This window comes from Kushneria sinocarnis, from assembly GCF_003633775.1.
Classification (GTDB): Bacteria; Pseudomonadota; Gammaproteobacteria; order Pseudomonadales; family Halomonadaceae; genus Kushneria; species Kushneria sinocarnis.
In genome coordinates this window covers 13,171-31,170 of the sequence record NZ_RBIN01000007.1, presented here as the reverse complement: position 1 = coordinate 31,170, position 18,000 = coordinate 13,171, and the positions used below count along the sequence as shown (strand labels likewise).

Here is an 18,000-nt window from a genome sequence, read left to right as displayed (position 1 = left end):
CATGACCATTGCGAATCATTCCGGGCAAAGGCGCCTGCGACCGTCGGAGTTCACTCCGACAGGCCGCAGGCGCCTTTGTTGTTTCAAACCCGGTCGTTTCAGACCCGGCGATCAGGAGGCAAGCGGCCATGACAACGCATGCATCGCGGCCAGAGGAGCAGCGACTGGTCATTGTCGGCAACGGCATGGCCACCCACCGCCTGCTCGAGCGGCTGATCAGGCGGGAAGCCCGGCCAGGGCACATTCGGGTGTTCGGGGACGAGCCGCAACCGGCCTACAACCGGCTGATGCTGTCGCCCCTGCTCGCCGGCGAGATCGAACATGAGGCCATCGCCCTGCGCGAGGCGAATTGGTACGCCGAGCACGCCATCACCCTGCACTGCACCGAACGGGTCATCGGCCTCGATCGCCACCTGCACGAGGTCGTGACCGCCGGCGGCGAACGCTACGGCTATGACCGGCTGATTCTCGCGACCGGTTCACGCCCGCGCCTGTTCGATCTGCCCGGCGCCGGGCTCGAGGGCATCCACGGCTTTCGCACCACCACGGATGTCGCAACCCTGGCCGAGGCCCGCCGGCACGGTCGCCACGCGGTGGTCGTCGGCGGCGGGCTGCTGGGGCTGGAAGCCGCCGAGGGGCTTCGCAAGCGCGGCATGGCGGTCACCGTGGTGCACCGCGGGGCAACGCTGATGAACCGTCAGCTGGATCGGCATGCCGCTACCCTGCTGGCCGACGAGCTCTCCGGGCGCGGCCTGCAGCTGCGGCTGCAGCGTCAGCCCCGCCGTTATGAAGGCAACGCCCGGGGCCGGGTGCAGCAGGTCGTGCTCGACAACGGCGAACGACTGGCTGCCGATCTGGTGGTGATGGCCGCCGGCATCGTGCCCAACGCGGAACTCGGCTTCGAGGCCGGTCTTGCCGGTGACCATGCCATCGCCGTCGATGACACCCTGACCACCAGTGATCCCGCCATCAGTGCGCTGGGCGAATGCTGCGAATTCGAGGGCAGCACCTTCGGGCTGGTCGAGCCCATCTGGGCCCAGGTCGAGGTGCTGGTCGACTGCCTCTGCGGGCTCGATAACCGCTACAGCCTCTCGCCCACCGCCACCCGACTCAAGATCAGCGGCATTGACCTCTATTCGTTCGGGCCGCTCGACCCCGGCCCCGAAGACGAGGTGCTGCGCTACGTCGATGCCGAACACGGCGACTATCGCCGCCTGATCCTGCGCCACAACGTCCTCGTGGGCGCCGTGCTCTACGGCGACACCCGCGATGGCCCCTGGTATTTCCAGCAGAGCCTGGAACAGCGTGACCTGACCCGGTGCCGCGACACCCTGCTGTTCGGCGCCACGGATGCGACACAACAGCTCGAGGAGGCTGCATGACGGCTCACCACACGACACACGACAGCAGAAAACAGCTGGTCATCATCGGCAACGGCATGGTGGGCCACCACTGTGTCGAACAGCTGATCGAGCGCGGTGCCACCGAGCACTACTGCATTCACGTCTTTGGCGAGGAGCGCCATCACGCCTATGACCGCGTCCACCTGTCGGAATACTTCTCCGGCAAGGATGCCGATGCGCTGGCGCTGGGCGAGCCCGACCTCCACAGGACGCATGGGGTCGAGCTGCATCTCGGGACGCGCATCAGCGCCATCGACCGCGACGCCCGCGAGGTGGTTACCCCGGAAGGCCGGCTGGGTTATGACAGCCTGATCATCGCCACCGGGTCGTATCCCTTTGTCCCGCCGGTGCCGGGCCCGGACAGTGAGACGCACCCGCAGGCGCGGCTGGTCTATCGCACGCTGGATGATCTGGACGCCATTCGCAGTCATGCCGAGCACGCCCGGCGTGGCGTGGTGATCGGCGGCGGCCTGCTGGGGCTGGAAGCGGCCAATGCGCTCAAGTCACTGGGGCTCGAGGCCCACGTGGTGGAGTTCGCGCCCAGGCTGATGCCGGTTCAGCTCGACGAACAGGGCGGCATCGCGCTGCGCGAACATATCGAAGGACTCGGCGTGGGCGTGCATACCGGCCAGGCCACCGAGGAGATCGCGGCCCTGACAGCAGCAGACGACTGCGCCTATCGCATGCACTTCAAGGGCGGCGAGACACTGGATACCGACCTGGTGGTCTTCTCCGCCGGCATTCGCCCGCAGGATCGGCTGGCCCGCGACTGCGGCCTGGAGATCGGCGAGCGCGGCGGCATCGTCATCGACGACAGCTGTCGCACCTCGGACCCGGAGATCTTTGCCATCGGCGAGTGTGCCCTGTGGCAGGGGCGCATCTTCGGGCTGGTGGCACCGGGCTATACCATGGCGCGCACCGTGGCAGGCTGCCTGACCGGCGGCGAGGAGCGCTTCAGCGGGGCGGACATGTCGACCAAGCTCAAGCTGCTGGGGGTCGATGTCGGCTCGATCGGCGATGCCCATGGCAGCACCGAGGGTGCGAAGAGCTACCGCTGGATCGACGAGGCCGGCAGTGGCTACCGCCGGCTGGTGGTCTCCGGCGACGGCAAGAAGGTGCTGGGTGCGGTACTGGTCGGCGACAACAGCTACTACGATACCCTGCTGCAGTACGCCCAGAACGGCATCGACCTGCCGGAGAACCCGGCCAGCCTGATCCTGCCGCAAAACGAGGGCGGTGCCCCGGCACTGGGCGCCGACGCCCTGCCCGACAGTGCCACCATCTGCTCCTGTCACAACGTCACCAAGGGCGCGGTGTGCCAGGCCGTCGATGAAGGCTGCGCCGATATCGCCGCGCTCAAGATCGAGACGAAGGCCAGCACCGGCTGCGGCGGCTGTGCGGCGCTGCTCAAGCAGGTGTTCGAGAACGAGCTGGAATCCCGCGGCATGGCGGTCGATCGCAGCCTCTGCGAGCACTTCGCCTATACCCGTCAGGAGCTCTACGCCCTGGTGCGCGTCGAAGGCATCGAGTCGTTCGACGAGCTGCTGGAGAAGCACGGTCAGGGCCTGGGCTGCGATATCTGCAAACCCACCATCGGTTCGATTCTGGCGACCTGCTGGAACCAGCCGATCATGGATCCGCAGAACGTCGCGCTGCAGGACACCAATGACACCTTCATGGCCAACATGCAGAAAAACGGCACCTACTCGGTGATGCCGCGCGTGGCCGGTGGCGAGATCACCCCGGAGAAGCTGGTGGTGCTGGGTGAGGTCGCCAGCAAGTACGAGCTCTACACCAAGATCACCGGTGGCCAGCGCATTGATCTGTTCGGCGCCGAACTGCATCAGCTGCCGGATATCTGGGAGGAGCTGATCAATGCCGGCTTCGAGACCGGCCACGCCTACGGCAAGTCCATCCGCACGGTGAAATCCTGCGTGGGCAACACCTGGTGCCGCTATGGCGTGCAGGACAGCGTCGGCATGGCGCTGGAGCTGGAGCACCGCTACAAGGGGCTGCGCACCCCGCACAAGATCAAGATGGGGGTTTCCGGCTGCACCCGCGAATGTGCCGAGGCCCAGGGCAAGGATATCGGCGTGATCGCCACCGAAGCCGGCTGGAACCTCTATGTCTGCGGCAATGGCGGGATGCGCCCGCGCCATGCCGAGCTGTTCGCCACCGACATCGACAGCGACACCCTGATTCGCTACATCGACCGCTTTCTGATGTTCTACGTGCGCACCGCCGACAAGCTACAGCGCACCTCGGTGTGGCGCGAGAATCTCGAGGGCGGGCTCGATTACCTGAAGGAGGTCATCATCGACGACAGCCTGGGGCTCGGTGAAGAGCTCGAGTCACAGATGAAGCACGTCATCGACACCTACGAGTGTGAGTGGGCCAACGCCCTGGGCGATCCGGAGAAGCTCAAGCGCTTTCGCACCTTCGTCAACGACAAGTGCGGCGACCCGGACATCGTCAATGTCACCGAGCGCGGTCAGCCGCGTCCGGCCCGTGCCGATGAACGCCCCGAATCCCTGGCCGTGGAGATCCCGTCATGACAGCAGCCAATGCCATTCGTACCGACGACATTCATGAACTCTGCAGCACCGCCGACCTGGTGGCCTGGTCCGGCGTGGTCGCGCTGCATCAGGGGCGCCAGATCGCCCTGTTCTATCTGCCCCGGGGGCGTGACCGCCGGGGTGATGCCGAAATCTTCGCACTGGATAATCACGACCCCTTCTCCGGCGCCAATGTCATCGGCCGCGGTATCATCGGCGACAAGGGCGGCGAGCCGGTAGTGGCCTCCCCGATCTACAAGCAGCACTTCCGGCTGCGCGACGGCGTCTGCCTGGAGGACGACAAGGTCCGGCTGGCCACTTTCGAGGTGCGCCTCGAGGGCGACCGGGTGGTGCTGTTCGACAATGCATGATGCCGCGGATTACGCCGTGATCCCGAGAAGCGGCTAGACTCGGGCAGAAGCCATTGCCACGACTGTCATGTCAGGAGGGAGCATGTCCGAACGCGTCTGTGCCTGCGAGTACTGTAAGTGTACGGTTCCGGAGACGGCCGTGGAGCTCAACGGCAAGGTCTACTGCTGCGAGGCCTGCGCTTCGGCACATCCCGACCGGGCGCCCTGTCAGAACAGCGCATGCAACTGCCACAAGCATGGCTGGGGCGGGATCAAGACCTGAGCCGGAGCCGACTGCTTGCCACCGCCCGTCATGGCGACGGGCGGATCCCTACTCGGTTCGCTTCTTGCGGTTGGCCGCTTCTTCCAGCAGTGATTCCGCTTCGCTGCGAGGCTGCTCCTGCAGCTCCCTTTTCAGGTCGCTGTACTCTCCCCGCAGGGTATTGCACGAAGAGCAGAAGACCTTGTCGGTCGGATTATGCACTTCGGAAAGACGCACGCGATGGCTGCCGCATTCCGGGCAAGGTGTCGGCATCCGCATCTCTTCGGAAAGATCCGGCATGATCAGCCTCCTCTCTGGAACCTGCCGGCCGGAGTCATCAGAGTTCGATACCCGGCACTGCTGCATGAATACACTGCCCGGCCTGAAAAGGCCGGGCAGTGTCCCGATCGGTTCCCGGATACCGGGGGATCAGTTGACCTTGCGAAGCGTCAGGTCGTTGTTCGACTGGACCTGCTTGTAGTCCTTGCCGAGCAGCTTCAGGTCACCGCTGTTGAGCGGCAGCAGATTGTAGATCGTGTTGCCGTTGGTGCCCTTGAGCTGATAGACCAGCGGATACTCGTTGGGGCCAACGTCGTGCAGTACCAGCACCTGACCTTTCGTCTTCATCGGCTCCTGACTCTGACCGATACGGGTGCTCTTCAGCGTAAAGCTGGCGCCGGTGTTATCCTGATTGCGGATGTTCAGCCGGGTCTTGATGCCAGAGCAATCAGCGCACGGCAGCGTCCCCTGATAGGTTCCCTGCGCCTGCGCATAGGGGGAAGGATTGGCAGGTTCGTTACTGGCACACCCCGCCAGCACTGCAAAAGCTGCAAATCCCATGGTCGTGGCAACTCGTTTGAGCATTGATGAATCTCCTTTTCTGCTCTCTGTTCCCGAAAGGTTCAACCTTCCCTATGCACGTTCCAGTATGGATGCCATTTCGCGATATTGCATAATCCGAATCAAACATTTGACCAAAGAAGCACCTGATCTCATGCCATTTTTACTCCCGACATGCGACTGCAAGGGTACGCTCAAGGCGCTGTGGAGCGTACTGTTGCCCGTACTTGCGCTGGCAGCCCTGCTGCCTGTTACCACCGCTGCTGCTGCCGATGACGGCAACGATAACGCTCCCCTGCCTTCCCGGCCATTCAGCCAGCAGCTCGATGAACTGAATGATCAGCAGAACATCCTCGAGCGCTACCGACTTGATCATCTGAGCCGGCAGCACATCGAAGTCACTCTCTGGTATACGGGTGATTACCGACTGGATCCCGAAGAGGTGAAGGCTTTCACCAATGGCGCCTGCTTCGGCATGCTGCGCCAGGCCTTCGAGGCCGGCCTGCGCCCCTATCGGGACAAGACCAGCATCGTCTGTCACGCACGCCAGCAGGATGGCGACGCCGTATCGGCACATGCACTGGGCGCCAGTCGTTACAGCGCCGACGACAGCGATGAATTCATCTTCGAAGCGGAGTAGATCGGGCCATCGCCGGGCTCAGCCCGGCAGACCGTAATCCTCGGGAATCTGTCCTTCGGCGATCAGGAAATCGGCCACCATGCGCTGCTCATCCTCGTAGCGGTTGCCATGGTGATGAACGAAATCGATCAGCCTGTCCTCGTCGAAATTCTCGTACCACTCCCATTCGACAAACTGACTGTTCACAAACCAGTTGCTGGCATCGTGCCGGGTGGTGATTTCCATGACGTTACCTCGCCTGTCCGTGAAGAAATGGAAGCGAACGCCCTGAGGCGTTCATGCGCCATGCAGCGTAGCTCATGAGAACGAGCTGTCGTCCTGCCATGGTCGTGCTTGAAGAACTCCGGCCGAGCCACTTTAATGGCCACTGACGCACGGCGTTTTGCGCCCCTGCCCCATTGACCGAAGGAAGGCATTCATCATGACCGATGCCATTCATAACACCCTGGAACTGATCCGCGATCTGCTGTCGATCTTTTCCTGAAGCATCATTGCCCGAGTCGGGCCTTATCGCTGGCAGCCTCCGATGCCCGATCACCGAACTGGGCATCGCGGTCATGCCAGCCTCCTGCCGACGACGTCTGCGGCTACGTCCGTGCCCTGTGCACGGCCGCGACATACTCACGCAGCCGTGATTCATCCAGGGCGCCGGACACCCGCACCCCCGAACAGATATCCAGCCCGAAGGGCGCTACCTGCGCGATGGCCTCGGTCACGTTGGCCGGAGAAAGGCCGCCCGCCAGAAAGACCGGCCGGGGTGATTGCTCAACGAAGCGCGCGCTGATCGACCAGTCATGAACCCGACCGGTACCGCCCAGCTCGGGAAGCGCTGCCGAGGGCCGGCCGGAATCCAGCAGGAAGGCATGCACCCTGTCGGCATAACGTTCGATCAGCCTCGGGGCCCACTCATCCTCGACATGAATGACCTGTACCCGTCGCCTGTCCGGCAGCTGCTCTGCCAGCAGCACATGCTCCCCGGGGTCGACATGATTGACGATCTGCACGGTATCGCAGCCGCAATAGTGCATGTGCTCGGCGATATGCCCCGCTTCGCGCTCCCGGGTCAGCAGGAAGGTGGCCACCGGTGGCGGCACTTCGCGAGCGATCAGGCGGATCGTGTCGTCGTCCAGCACGCCGGGGCCGGAGGGCATGTCACCGACCAGCCCGAGGGCATCGGCGCCGGCTGCCACGGCCAGCTCGGCCTCGGCCAGCGATGAGATACAGCAGATCTTGAGACGCGGCTTCACGGTTGCAGACTCCTCGACACGGCATGAACGCCCGCTTTCACCTCACTGGCGGACAGGCCGCCATATTGCATCACACTACCCGCCGGTGATACGGCAGGGTAAGCTGAACGCGTTACTCCTCGGCACCATTCGTCACGCGCAGCGAGGTTCCGGTCATGCTGAAGGATGCGTTCTCCATCGGTCCCTTCACGGTGCGCCCGGTCGGCTGCATCAATCAGGAGCAACAGCTGGATATCGAATACGGTCACGATACCGTCGCCAGCGGCCTGATCGTCTCGAAGGGGACACGCGCCCATATCATCGAACGGATCGGTGACCGACTCGCCGACGTGGTGACCAACCTGCGTGACGCGCTCGAGTGTCACCCCATGGAGCTGCTCGATCGCCAGGAGCAGGTCCTCGCCGGTTTTTCGAGCGACCGCGAGCTGCTGCGGGCCATGAGTGAGGCCCCCCTGGCAGCCCAGGCCGACTTCTGCCTGTGCAGCGCCGATCGTCGCTACGCGATGGCCGTAAGTCTGGATGATTACGCACACCTGCGTGCCCGGCACGAACTCCCCGCCAACGCCTGGATTGCCGCACTGCTGCCCGAGGAGGTCACCACGGCGATCTACAGCGACTGGCGGCCGCCGACCGGCTGGGAGCTTTCGCATGTCGCCGGCGAAGGCAGCCTGACCGCCACCGGCTGGCAGCGCGCCTCTGAGCTGACAGGCGTGCCTGCCGAGCGCCTCAAGCGCCATGCAGCCCGCGAAAAAGCCTCGACCCGCTGCCCCTTGGGCTATGCCGAATGGCACCTGCTGCTGCACCGGCTGGGGGTGCAGCAGCTGGCGATGGGTACGGGAGCGGCTTCAGCGCGCGGCTGATGCCTTCAGCCGACGCCAGCCGCTGAAGACCATGGGGATCACGATTACAGTCAGTGCGGCACACCACAGACCAATGGCCAACCCGGAGCCGAACAACACACCGTAATCTCCCCCACTCATGGCCAGCGCTCGTCTCAGGTTCTGCTCCATCAGCCCACCCAGCACGAAGCCCAGCACGATCGGTGCCAGCGAAAAGCCGAACTTGCGCAGCACATAGCCCATGATGCCCACGGCCAGCATCAAAAAGATGGCCATTAGATCGGAGTGCAGCTGGTAGACCCCGACAAAGGAGAGCAGCGCAATCCCCGGGACCAGCAACCATCGCGGCATGGTCAGCACGCGAGCAAAGAGACCGGCCAGAGGGAGGTTGAGCAGAAGCAACATGATATTGCCGATATAAAGCGAGGCAATCAGACCACCTACTACCCGAGGCTGTTCGGAAAACAGCATCGGCCCAGGATCAATGTTATAGAGCATCAGCGCCCCCAACAGGATCGCCGTCGTGCCGGAACCCGGGATGCCCAATGTCAGCATCGGTACGAAAGAGCCCACTGCCGAGGCGTTATTGGCTGCCTCGGGAGCCGCAAGACCACGCATATCCCCTTCACCAAAGGTACCTTCACGATCGCTGATACGTTTTTCGGTGGTATAGGAGACAGCACTGGCTACCGAGGCGCCGGTCCCCGGCAAGACCCCAATGATGAATCCAAATAATGAGGAACGCAGGATCGCGCCCTTGCAGAACAGGACTTCCTTCACTTTCACCAACACCCGTCCGATTGGGGCCAGACGACCGCTATCACTGCCCAGATGTTCAAGCATCAATAGGATCTCGCTAATGGCAAACATGCCAATGACCAGCACCACGAAATCGATACCGTCATAAAGCTCTGGCAGTCCGCCGGTAAAGCGCATCACTCCGGTACCGGCATCAACCCCCACTGTCGCCAGCATCACCCCCAGCACGGCACCGATGAGGGTCTTGATCGGGTCCTTACCCATCATGACGGAGAGCGATGAAAAGGCGAATATCATCAGCGCAAAATACTCGGCGGGACCAAAATTGACGGCAAATGAAGCCAGCAGCGGCGCAAAAAGTGTCAGACCAATAATGGAAATCGTGGCACCGATAAACGAACTGACTGCCGACAGGCCCAGCGCCGGCCCTGCCAATCCCTTGCGTGCCAGAGGATTACCGTCAAGCGCGGTCATAACAGCACCAGCGTCCCCCGGCACATTGAGCAGAATGCTCGAGATACGGCCTCCGTACTCGGCACCGGTATAAATGCCAGCCAACAGGATCAGGGCGGATTCTGCCGGCAAGCCGAGGCTGTAGGCCAATGGCATCAGAATGGCGATACCATTGATCGGGCCGATACCGGGCAGTGCTCCAAACAGCGTGCCCAGCAGCGCCCCGGTAAAGGCCAGCATCAGATTGAGGGGGGTCAGGGCAACCCCGAACCCGTGAATCAGAAAATCGAACATGGTCTAGTGCCCTCCGAACAGGGTACCGACCGGCAGGGAGATATCCATGCCGTAGGTGAACAGCACATAACTGCCCAGTGACATTCCGATGGCCGCCATACAGGCTTTCCCGATGCCGGCATCGAAAAGCCAAGCCAGTGCCAGAACAGCCAGGGCAGAAGCGAGCACGTACCCCAGAACACTGAACAGCATGCCGTAGAGGGCAAGAACTGCCAGTGTCGCCACCACTTTCAACAGCAGCATACCGGTCGGCCAGCGCCCACCGGGCGCCGGCCTCACCAGCAATACGACTGCCAGCACCGCGAGCAGCGCTGACAGACCGAAAGGAAAGGCCTTCGGCCCCAGAGGATCATAGGCAAACGGCACTTCCAGCCGAGCGGCGCTGACAGCATAAGCGGCCGCTACCGCCATCAGGATCAATCCCAGCATGCGATCGGCCGCTCGACTCATTTCGCTAGCCCCATCTCTTTGGCCAGCTGATTGAAGTGCGCAATGCGCTCTTTCACATAGGCATCAAACTCGGGCCCCAGTTTGGTAAAGGGGAACAGCCCTCTTGCCTGACGCGCCTGTTTGAACTGATCCGTTTTCACCAGTTGGGTGAACTTGTCCAGCCAGGTCTGGTAGGCCTCATCGCTGACCTTGCCTCCCATGTAATAACCACGCCAGATCGGCCATTCGACGTCGTAGCCCTGCTCTTTCGCGGTGGGTACATCAGCAAATGCACCGCCCTGACGCTCATCCGACAACGCAGCCAGCACGCGCACCTTGCCGCCCTTGAGCTGGGACTCGATTTCGGAGAGATCACCGGTAAAAACCTGAATGTGATTCCCCAGCAGGGCCGCCAGCGATTCGCCGCCCCCTTCGAAAGCGACATAGCGCAGCTTGCGCGGATCGATATCGGCAGCCTTCGCCGTCAGGGCTGCCTTCATCCAGTCCTGACTCCCCACGGTGCCGCCCGCACCAAAAACCACCTTGCCGGGGTTCTGTTTCAGATCCTCCATCAACTCATCAAGGCTCTGCCAGGGCGCATCTTCCCGAACGACAATGGCCCCGTAATCGGTCGCCACTGCGCCCAGCCAGCGGACTTCACTGCCGTCATACTTGCCGAACTTGCCCTCGGCCAGATTGAGGGCCGCTCCGGTGCTGGCCGCCACGATCAGATTGGGATCATCATCACGAACGCCTATGACATGGTTGTAGGCCACAGCCCCGATACCGCCCGGCATATAATTGACCGCCATCGGCTTTTTCAGAATACCGGTCTGCTGAAGAGATGTGGCCGCCAGGCGACAGGTCAGATCGTAGCCTCCCCCCGGTTTGGCGGGTGCCAGGCACTCGGGCTTGTCGAGCTCGACTGCAGCCTGTACCGGGGCCGCGCCCAGAGACGAAAGTGAGACGGCAGCTGAAGCGCCCAGTGCCATCAGGGCACTGCGAATGCGGATGGTCATGACAGACTCCCTCAATGAATCCCGAAGAGTTGCAAACTGCTGTTATCAGACTTTCGCAGGGGTAGGCCCCTGGCGCGCGACACCGCATCATCCATACAGCGTCGTTAAAGCCTCGCAAACACGGCTGCGATCATAGTCATTACCACCTGTCACCAACCTGTCATTGCCTGTCCGCTGGCATCCGACATTGGTGGTAGTTACAACCACAATCGGACCACCGATGAGACTATTGCTTGCCGAAGATGATGCCTTGCTGACACGCGCCATTCGTCAGACCCTGACAGCCCATGGCCATACACTGGATACTCTGGCTGACGGCGAGCAGGCGCTTCATGCCCTGACGACACAGCGCTTCGATCTGGTGCTGCTGGACCTGGGGTTACCCGGATGTGGAGGGCTGGAGCTGCTGAGCGCCCTGCGTGATCGCGGCGATACCACACCGGTGCTGATCCTGACAGCGCACGATGGCCTCGATGACCGGATTCGCGGACTAGACCTGGGCGCTGATGACTATCTCGCCAAGCCATTCGAGATCAGTGAGCTCGAAGCCCGGGTGCGCGCCCTGCTACGACGCAGTCAACAGCGCAGTGCCAATCAACTGACGTTCGGAGACATCACCATCGATCTGAACCTTTTCGAGGTCAGGATGAATGGTACGCTGCAGACCCTGCCGCGCCGCGAGCTGAGTCTTCTGGAAAGTCTGATGTCGCGTGCCGGACAGCTGGTGCCCCGCGATCTGCTTGAAGCGCGGCTATTCGGTTTCGAAGCCGTCGGCAGCAATGCGCTCGATCTCTATATCAGCCGGTTGCGCAAACGCCTGGATGGCCATGGCCTGCGAATTCGCACCATTCGCGGGCTGGGCTACGTGCTAGAGGAAATACCTGCCTCATGATCCGGCGTGGGCACTCTCTCAAGCGTCGGTTGATGCTCTGGATGGCCGGACTGACCCTGATCTTCGGAACCGCCCTGCTGCTCGAAGCCACACTGAGTGCCAACCGCGAGGCCGATCGTGTTTATGACGGGGTGCTGGATGACGCCATTCTCACTATTGCCGAGGCACTGCAATGGCAGGATGGGCGCCCATTGATCGCCATGCCCGCAGCAGCCCTGCAGATTCTGGCTACCCCCCATGAGGAGCGAGTGTTCTACGCGCTGCTAGGGGCTCGGGGTGAGATCATTACCGCCAATGCCAGCCTGCCCATCACCGCCAGGCTGCAAAAAAAGGTCGCACAACAGCCGGTCTATCGTGATATTGACTGGCAGGGCACGTCACTGCGCCTGGCCGGTCGGGAGTTCACCTCGGCAGGCTGGGAGACCCGCGAGCCGGTGCAAATCTGGGTGGCCCACACCCGCGGCGCTCGCAATGCGCTGGCCCATGATCTTGTCGCGCGTGCGGCAATGCGTTTCATTCTGATGGTAGGACTTGCCATCATGCTCGTATGGCTCGCAGTACGTGCATCCTTGCGCCCACTGACGCGGCTACGTCACAGATTGCGCCAGCGTCACAGCGAAGACTTCAGTCCGATTTCTGCGCGAGTTCCCGTGGAGCTCTCCGAACTGGTCAATACCCTCGATCAGTTACTGGCACGTCAGCGCGAAAGCCATGATCGCCTGATGCGCTTCATCGCGGATGCGTCACATCAGCTCAAGACCCCACTGGCGGGCCTGCAGAATATCAGTGAGCTGGCTCTGCGCTCGCGTGATCACGAGCAATGGCATGAGGCTCTGAAAGATATCCATGCAGGCGCAAGCAGGTCGACGCGGCTGGCGCACCAGCTGTTGCAAATGGCACGTCTGGATCATGATGAGACTTCCCTCGCCACCCGACTCGATCTGACGGCGCTGGCCCGTGAGCGGCTGACCGACTGGGCGCAGCGTCCGGCCAGTGCCATGCACGATCTCGGCCTGGAAGTGCCTGATCACCCGGTATGGGTGCAAGCAACGGATTGGCAACTCGGAGAGCTGATCAATAACCTGCTGGACAACGCCCTGCGCTATACGCCGCCCGGCAGTGTGATCACTCTGGGTGTGGAGGAAACGGACAGTGGCCACGAGCTGTTTGTCGAGGATAACGGCCCAGGCGTGCCACCAGCGCTACGCGACTCGCTGGCACAACCCTTTGTGCGCGGCGATCGTCATGATACCAGCGGCTCCGGCCTGGGTCTGGCAGTGGCTACCTCTATCGCCCGGTCACATCAGGCGCAACTGAGTATCACAACCCCTGACAGCGGAGGATTACGCGTGGCCCTGCTCTTCAGTCATGAACGGCATCAACGAAATCCATGAAATATCTGATAGCCGTGCTTGCCTTACTGGTTCTGAACCTGGGCTCAACCGCCCGGGTGTCAGCCGCCGAATCGCATCTAACCATTGAAGCGGCGCTGGATTTCAACGTGGCCGAACCCCTGATTCGTGCCTTCGAAGCAGCACATCCGGACATCAAGGTCAGCTACCACGACAGCTCGACACTGGCCGTTGACCGCCGCGCACGCGATGGCAGCCCGCCTGCGGATGTTTATATCAGTTCGGCCATGCCCTGGCAGGTCGCGCTCGCCAACCAGGGGCGCGCGGCACGACTCGACCTGCCGGAAGCACGACAATGGCCCGAGTGGGCTAAATGGCGCAATGAAGTCTTCGGCTTCACGTTTGAACCCGTAGTCATCGCCTATCGCTTGGATCTCGCCCGCCACACGCTGCCTCCCCAGACCCACCGCGAGTTGCTGCAGGCCCTGCAGATACCTCAGCTTCAGGGACGAGTGACCACTTATGATCCCGAGAGCAGTGGCGTCGGCTACTCGCTGTTTCAGCAGGATGCGCGCTACAGCCCCCGCTTCTGGGATCTGGTTGCTGCCATGGGCGCCAGAGGGGTCACCCCCGAAGCCACCAGCCGTGCCATGCTGGAAGGCCTCAGTGAGGGGCGTTACTGGCTCGGATACAATCTACTGGGCTCATATGCCATCGCCTGGGCCCGCAACCATCCGGAAGTGATCGTGCAGGTCCCGACCGACTATAGCCTGGTCCTGTTGCGCACGGCGCTGGTGGCGCGCAATGCGCCACACCCACGGGCCGCACGACTTTTCATGGCCTTTCTGCTGGGGCCCAAAGGCCAGCATGTGCTGGCTGGCCAGACACCGCTGTTCTCACCTCTGGATGGCGTGGTCGGCCCCTGGACCGCGGCAAGATTGCGCGATCAGGTCGGCGATCATCTTTATCCGATCCCTCTGGATGCTTCTCTACTGGCCTTTGTCGACCCACTCAGACGTGAAGCCTTCATGCGGCGTTGGACCCGGGAAATCACCATACTCGACCGCACCGATGACCCCCGACCTTCACCCTCCAATACAGCCGACCAGCGCACGGCCCGGCCCGAGACTCCTTGGCCGCGCCGCCCAACCACCCCTGTTCACTCCTCAAGGGAGACTCAGCCATGACCACTTCAGCCAATGAACGCCGTGCTGCCTTCCGGCGCCGCATCGCCGAACGCAACGCCCTGCTGGTGCCCGGCGTCTTCAATGCCCTCAGTGCTCGCATCGTCGAGGATGCAGGCTTTGAAGCGCTTTATCTGACAGGCGCCGGCGTCAGCAACATGTCACTGGGTCTGCCCGACCTGGGGTTCATCGGACTGCATGAAATTGCAGAGCACGCCGCTCGCGTACGTGACGTGGTCGAACTGCCGATGATCGTCGATGCAGATACCGGTTTTGGCAATGCCCTGAACGTGCGTCAGACCATTCGCACGCTGGAACGCAGTGGCGCGGATGCCATTCAGCTCGAGGATCAGATCTCGCCCAAGAAATGTGGTCACTTCAGTGGCAAACAGGTCATTTCGACCGAAGAGATGCTGGGCAAGATCAAGGCAGCCGTCGACGCGCGCGAGGATGACAACGTTCAGATCATCGCCCGCACGGATGCCGCTGCCGTTCATGGCATCGAGCATGCCGTGGAGCGAGCCCGGCGTTTCGCCGAAGCGGGCGCGGATATCCTGTTTATCGAAGCCACCGAAACCCTGGAGGACGTCCGCCGTCTACCGACCCTGCTTAAAACCCCGCAGCTGATCAACATTGTCATTGGTGGCAAGACGCCTACGCTTTCACGCGATGAACTCGAACCCCTCGGCTATGCCATCGTGCTCTACGCTAATGCCGCACTGCAGAGCGCCGTCTGTGGCATGCAGCGGGCGCTGCCGCAACTGCAGCGGGAGGGTCGGCTTGATGAGGACCCACAGCTGATTGCTCCCTTCAGCGAGCGACAGCGGCTGGTCAATAAACCGTTCTTCGATCAACTGGATTCCCGTTACGCACCGCAAGAGTCATGACCTGCCAGGGCTCATGAATCCAGACCGGTCAACTGATATGCGTGGCCTGCAACAGGGCCACGCCTGCTACCCTCTTTCCGGTCCGCCCCGTCACCGAATGCCACAGGGAGTCTTCATGCAGCTGCTTGCCGGTCAGATCGTCAGCCTCATCGCCCTGGCCATCTGCCTGGTCGCCTTCGCCAGCAAGCGCGATGACCGCCTGCTCAGGCTGCTGATCTCGGCCAACGTGGCCTTCACCCTGCAGTATCTGCTGTTCGAGAGCTGGGTCGCAGCAGCCGTGACCACACTGGTGATTCTGCGCATCGTACTGGCGCGCCGACATCCCGGCAGTTATCCGCTCATGGGGGGCGTTCTGGCAGCCACCCTGGCCGTTTCGCTCCTGTTCTGGGAAGGCTGGCTCGATCTGCTGCCGCTGACCGCCGGCATGCTGGGCACGATCGGCATGTTCATGCTGCGCGGCATTCCCATGCGGCTGATGCTGGCCGGTGCAGCGCTGGCCTGGGCACTGACCAGCCTGGCCATCGGCGCCGTGGGCGGCACCGTGGCCGAAACCCTGATCCTCGTCACCAATCTGATCACCATCGCCAGAATGGTGCGCGACCGCCGCGCGCACTCAACGGCCTGAAGGGTGACGAACGCTATTGCCCGGCCTGCTCACGCCCGGAGCCGGTTCGGCCCGAGGCCTTCGGGACAGCACGCCGCGATTCCGAGGGCGCGGCGCTCTGCCACAGCACCCGCAGCGAGAGCATCACGCCGATGGCGACTGTTGCACCGCCCAGCCAGCCGGCCGTGGAAATCCGCTCGCCCAGCTGGAGCGCCGCCCAGAGCATGGTGCAGGGCGGCGTCAGATAGAACATCACCGAGGTCGCTGTAACTCCCTGCAGACGCAGGCTGGCGATGAAGAAGCCGTAACCGCCGAAACTCGACAGCACCACCAGAAAGAGGATGGCCTGCCACACTCCCGGCCCGGTGCGTGGCAGCCCCGGCAGATGGCCCGTCTGACTCACGCTGGCAATACCGAAGATCACGGCTGCCGCCAGCAGCTGCCGCATCAGGCGTTCGATCAGCCCCAGCTGTGCCGGACGATAGGTCGAGAGCATGCTCCCGGCCGTCAGGCTGATCGCCGAAAGGATCGGCAGCGCATACGCCCATACCGGTGCATGCCCCGCCCCACTCATGTCACCCGTGACGCTGATGACCACGCCGAGCGCTGCCAGCAGTGAACCGAGCCAGCCGAGCAGCGCGATGCGCTCACCCAGCATCATGCTCATCACCAGCGCCGCCAGCAGGGGCTGAAGGGCGGTAATCAGCGAGGTAATTCCGGCGCTCACCCCGAGCTCGATGGCAAACACCACCCCCAGCAGATAACCTCCGACGCTCAGGCTGCCGGCTGCCAGCTCCCGCCCGGCGCCACCAAGCGAAAGGCGGGCCCGCTGACCGAACAGGCAGGTGCGCCCGACAAGCAACAGCAGACAGATACCGGCAGCCAGCAGAAAGCGCCAGAAGAAGATGGTGGTCGCCGGCAGCTCGACGCCTGATGCCAACCGGGTACCGATAAACCCCGAACTCCAGCAGATCACCAATCCCGCACTGACCACCAGTGACAGCAGCATTGCCATGACATCACCTCTTGGCCGTGAAAAGTGATTGTCATGCTCGACCTGCCGCCATGATAATAAAATCTATAGTTAATCGACTCATGGTTTAATGATGCTAAACCCATCAACCTGGCGAACGCTGGATATCGACCTGCTGCGCACCTTTCATCTTGCCTGCGCGCTGGGCACCCTGCGTGCCGTCGCCGAACGTCGGCACTTTACCCTCGGTGCGGTCAGTCAGCAGATCAAGCGACTCGAACAGCAGCTCGATCGCCAGCTGCTGCAGCGCTCGCGCACCGGCGTTACCCTGACTGCCGCCGGCGAACAGCTGCGCGCCCAGTCCGCGACCCTGTTGAGCGAACATGATCAGCTGATGGACCGTCTGCTCGATCAGCCCACCGCCGGCCTGGTGCGTCTCGGTCTGCCGGAGGTGTATACGCCGCGCCTGCTCAACGACATCCTGCCGGCACTGGCCGTATCGCATCCGCGCCTGCAGCTGCAGGTGCAGACCGCCAACAGCGGCGAACTGCAGCGCTCGATCGAACAGGGTGCGCTGGATCTGGCGGTACTCGTGACATCGCAGCCGGATGGGGCCGGCATGACGCGGCTGTGGCAGACCCGACCGGTCTGGGCCGGCTCTGCCAGTGCTGCGCTCATCACGGCTGATCCCCTGCCGCTCGCGCTACACCCCATCGACTGCCCCTACCGGGCGCTCGGTCTTGACGCCCTGCAGGCGCTGGGAAGGCGCTGGCACACCGTCTTCGCCAGCGCCAGCGTGGCGGCCATCGAATCGGCCGTGACATCCGGGATCGCCATCAGCGTGCTCGACCGGGCACGCCTGACCCCACAGATGCGCGAGCTCGGCACCGTCAGTGGACTGCCTGCGCTTCCGGAATGCCATGCCTGCCTGATGCGCGCCCCGGCCACAAGTGGCAGCGATACCTCGGCGACCGAGGTGGTCGCGCGCCAGCTGCAGTCCCTCGAGTTCATGCCGTAG

The 18,000-nt window shown here is 62.7% G+C and carries 20 protein-coding genes; 12 read left to right on the top strand and 8 right to left on the bottom strand.

All coding sequences use genetic code 11. The annotated features are described in order from the left end of the window. Nucleotides 1-128 precede the first annotated feature (128 nt). The 4 genes from C7446_RS12035 (at nucleotide 129) to C7446_RS12020 (ending at nucleotide 4,591) form a co-directional block, all read left to right on the top strand. Nucleotides 129-1,382 (top strand): NAD(P)/FAD-dependent oxidoreductase, encoded by a 1,254-nt coding sequence (locus tag C7446_RS12035; protein ID WP_121173367.1) that lies wholly within the window; start codon nucleotides 129-131, stop codon nucleotides 1,380-1,382. Beyond that, the gene (gene nirB, locus C7446_RS12030) at nucleotides 1,379-3,958 is read left to right on the top strand and encodes a nitrite reductase large subunit NirB (protein WP_121173366.1); all 2,580 of its coding nucleotides are present in this window, start codon (nucleotides 1,379-1,381) and stop codon (nucleotides 3,956-3,958) included. The genes C7446_RS12035 and nirB overlap by 4 nt, the downstream gene beginning before the upstream one ends. After that, entirely contained in the window at nucleotides 3,955-4,329 is a 375-nt protein-coding gene (nirD, locus tag C7446_RS12025) for a nitrite reductase small subunit NirD (RefSeq protein WP_121173365.1), read from the top strand. The genes nirB and nirD overlap by 4 nt, the downstream gene beginning before the upstream one ends. 82 nt (nucleotides 4,330-4,411) lie before the next feature. After that, nucleotides 4,412-4,591, top strand: coding sequence for a metallothionein (locus C7446_RS12020; protein ID WP_121173364.1), 180 nt, complete (start codon nucleotides 4,412-4,414; stop codon nucleotides 4,589-4,591). A 48-nt stretch (nucleotides 4,592-4,639) separates the two neighbouring features. On the opposite strand, the gene C7446_RS12015 is transcribed toward C7446_RS12020, so the two are convergent. Both C7446_RS12015 and C7446_RS12010 read right to left on the bottom strand, forming a co-directional pair. Continuing rightward, complete coding sequence (locus C7446_RS12015) at nucleotides 4,640-4,870, bottom strand: hypothetical protein (RefSeq protein WP_121173363.1); 231 nt, start codon at nucleotides 4,868-4,870, stop codon at nucleotides 4,640-4,642. Nucleotides 4,871-4,999: 129 nt separating this feature from the next. Next, on the bottom strand, nucleotides 5,000-5,434 hold the full coding sequence (locus C7446_RS12010) for a copper resistance protein NlpE N-terminal domain-containing protein (protein WP_121173362.1): 435 nt from the start codon (nucleotides 5,432-5,434) through the stop codon (nucleotides 5,000-5,002). Nucleotides 5,435-5,564: 130 nt separating this feature from the next. Here C7446_RS12010 and C7446_RS12005 point away from each other — a divergent pair, with 130 nt between their 5' ends. Continuing rightward, nucleotides 5,565-6,050, top strand: coding sequence for a hypothetical protein (locus tag C7446_RS12005; protein ID WP_170150074.1), 486 nt, complete (start codon nucleotides 5,565-5,567; stop codon nucleotides 6,048-6,050). Between the two features lie 18 nt (nucleotides 6,051-6,068). Here C7446_RS12005 and C7446_RS12000 read toward each other — a convergent pair whose 3' ends face one another. Both C7446_RS12000 and C7446_RS11995 read right to left on the bottom strand, forming a co-directional pair. Further along, nucleotides 6,069-6,275: a hypothetical protein gene (locus tag C7446_RS12000; RefSeq protein ID WP_121173360.1), complete on the bottom strand. Its 207-nt coding sequence runs from the start codon at nucleotides 6,273-6,275 to the stop codon at nucleotides 6,069-6,071. A 362-nt stretch (nucleotides 6,276-6,637) separates the two neighbouring features. After that, on the bottom strand, nucleotides 6,638-7,297 hold the full coding sequence (locus C7446_RS11995) for a phosphoribosylanthranilate isomerase (RefSeq protein ID WP_121173359.1): 660 nt from the start codon (nucleotides 7,295-7,297) through the stop codon (nucleotides 6,638-6,640). 155 nt (nucleotides 7,298-7,452) lie between these two features. On the opposite strand from C7446_RS11995, the gene C7446_RS11990 reads away from it, so the two are divergent. Beyond that, on the top strand, nucleotides 7,453-8,157 hold the full coding sequence (locus tag C7446_RS11990; protein ID WP_121173358.1) for a hypothetical protein: 705 nt from the start codon (nucleotides 7,453-7,455) through the stop codon (nucleotides 8,155-8,157). Here C7446_RS11990 and C7446_RS11985 read toward each other — a convergent pair. From C7446_RS11985 to C7446_RS11975, 3 genes are read right to left on the bottom strand one after another with little or no spacing between them, the layout of a single operon-like run. After that, nucleotides 8,143-9,642 (bottom strand): tripartite tricarboxylate transporter permease, encoded by a 1,500-nt coding sequence (locus C7446_RS11985; RefSeq protein WP_121173357.1) that lies wholly within the window; start codon nucleotides 9,640-9,642, stop codon nucleotides 8,143-8,145. The two genes, C7446_RS11990 and C7446_RS11985, sit on opposite strands and share 15 nt — an antisense overlap. A 3-nt stretch (nucleotides 9,643-9,645) precedes the next feature. Beyond that, nucleotides 9,646-10,092, bottom strand: coding sequence for a tripartite tricarboxylate transporter TctB family protein (locus C7446_RS11980; RefSeq protein WP_121173356.1), 447 nt, complete (start codon nucleotides 10,090-10,092; stop codon nucleotides 9,646-9,648). Continuing rightward, the gene (locus C7446_RS11975) at nucleotides 10,089-11,090 is read right to left on the bottom strand and encodes a Bug family tripartite tricarboxylate transporter substrate binding protein (protein WP_121173355.1); all 1,002 of its coding nucleotides are present in this window, start codon (nucleotides 11,088-11,090) and stop codon (nucleotides 10,089-10,091) included. Before C7446_RS11975 ends, C7446_RS11980 begins: the two co-directional genes overlap by 4 nt. 220 nt (nucleotides 11,091-11,310) lie before the next feature. Between C7446_RS11975 and C7446_RS11970 the strand changes: the two genes are divergently transcribed. From C7446_RS11970 to C7446_RS11950, 5 genes are all read left to right on the top strand, one after another. Next, a complete protein-coding gene (locus C7446_RS11970) occupies nucleotides 11,311-11,982 on the top strand; it encodes a response regulator transcription factor (protein WP_121173354.1) in 672 nt (223 codons plus the stop codon). 41 nt (nucleotides 11,983-12,023) lie between these two features. Then, nucleotides 12,024-13,376 (top strand): sensor histidine kinase, encoded by a 1,353-nt coding sequence (locus C7446_RS11965; RefSeq protein ID WP_245977838.1) that lies wholly within the window; start codon nucleotides 12,024-12,026, stop codon nucleotides 13,374-13,376. After that, the gene (locus C7446_RS11960) at nucleotides 13,373-14,521 is read left to right on the top strand and encodes an ABC transporter substrate-binding protein (RefSeq protein WP_121173352.1); all 1,149 of its coding nucleotides are present in this window, start codon (nucleotides 13,373-13,375) and stop codon (nucleotides 14,519-14,521) included. The genes C7446_RS11965 and C7446_RS11960 overlap by 4 nt, the downstream gene beginning before the upstream one ends. Then, nucleotides 14,518-15,405 carry an isocitrate lyase/PEP mutase family protein gene (locus C7446_RS11955; RefSeq protein WP_121173351.1) on the top strand — a complete coding sequence of 296 codons (888 nt, stop codon included), beginning with the start codon at nucleotides 14,518-14,520 and terminating at the stop codon, nucleotides 15,403-15,405. The genes C7446_RS11960 and C7446_RS11955 overlap by 4 nt, the downstream gene beginning before the upstream one ends. A 115-nt stretch (nucleotides 15,406-15,520) precedes the next feature. Then, a complete protein-coding gene (locus tag C7446_RS11950) occupies nucleotides 15,521-16,030 on the top strand; it encodes a YgjV family protein (RefSeq protein ID WP_245977837.1) in 510 nt (169 codons plus the stop codon). 13 nt (nucleotides 16,031-16,043) lie between these two features. Here C7446_RS11950 and C7446_RS11945 read toward each other — a convergent pair whose 3' ends face one another. Then, nucleotides 16,044-17,024, bottom strand: coding sequence for a DMT family transporter (locus tag C7446_RS11945; protein WP_121173349.1), 981 nt, complete (start codon nucleotides 17,022-17,024; stop codon nucleotides 16,044-16,046). A gap of 91 nt (nucleotides 17,025-17,115) precedes the next feature. Between C7446_RS11945 and C7446_RS11940 the strand changes: the two genes are divergently transcribed. Next, the gene (locus C7446_RS11940; RefSeq protein ID WP_170150073.1) at nucleotides 17,116-18,000 is read left to right on the top strand and encodes a LysR family transcriptional regulator; all 885 of its coding nucleotides are present in this window, start codon (nucleotides 17,116-17,118) and stop codon (nucleotides 17,998-18,000) included.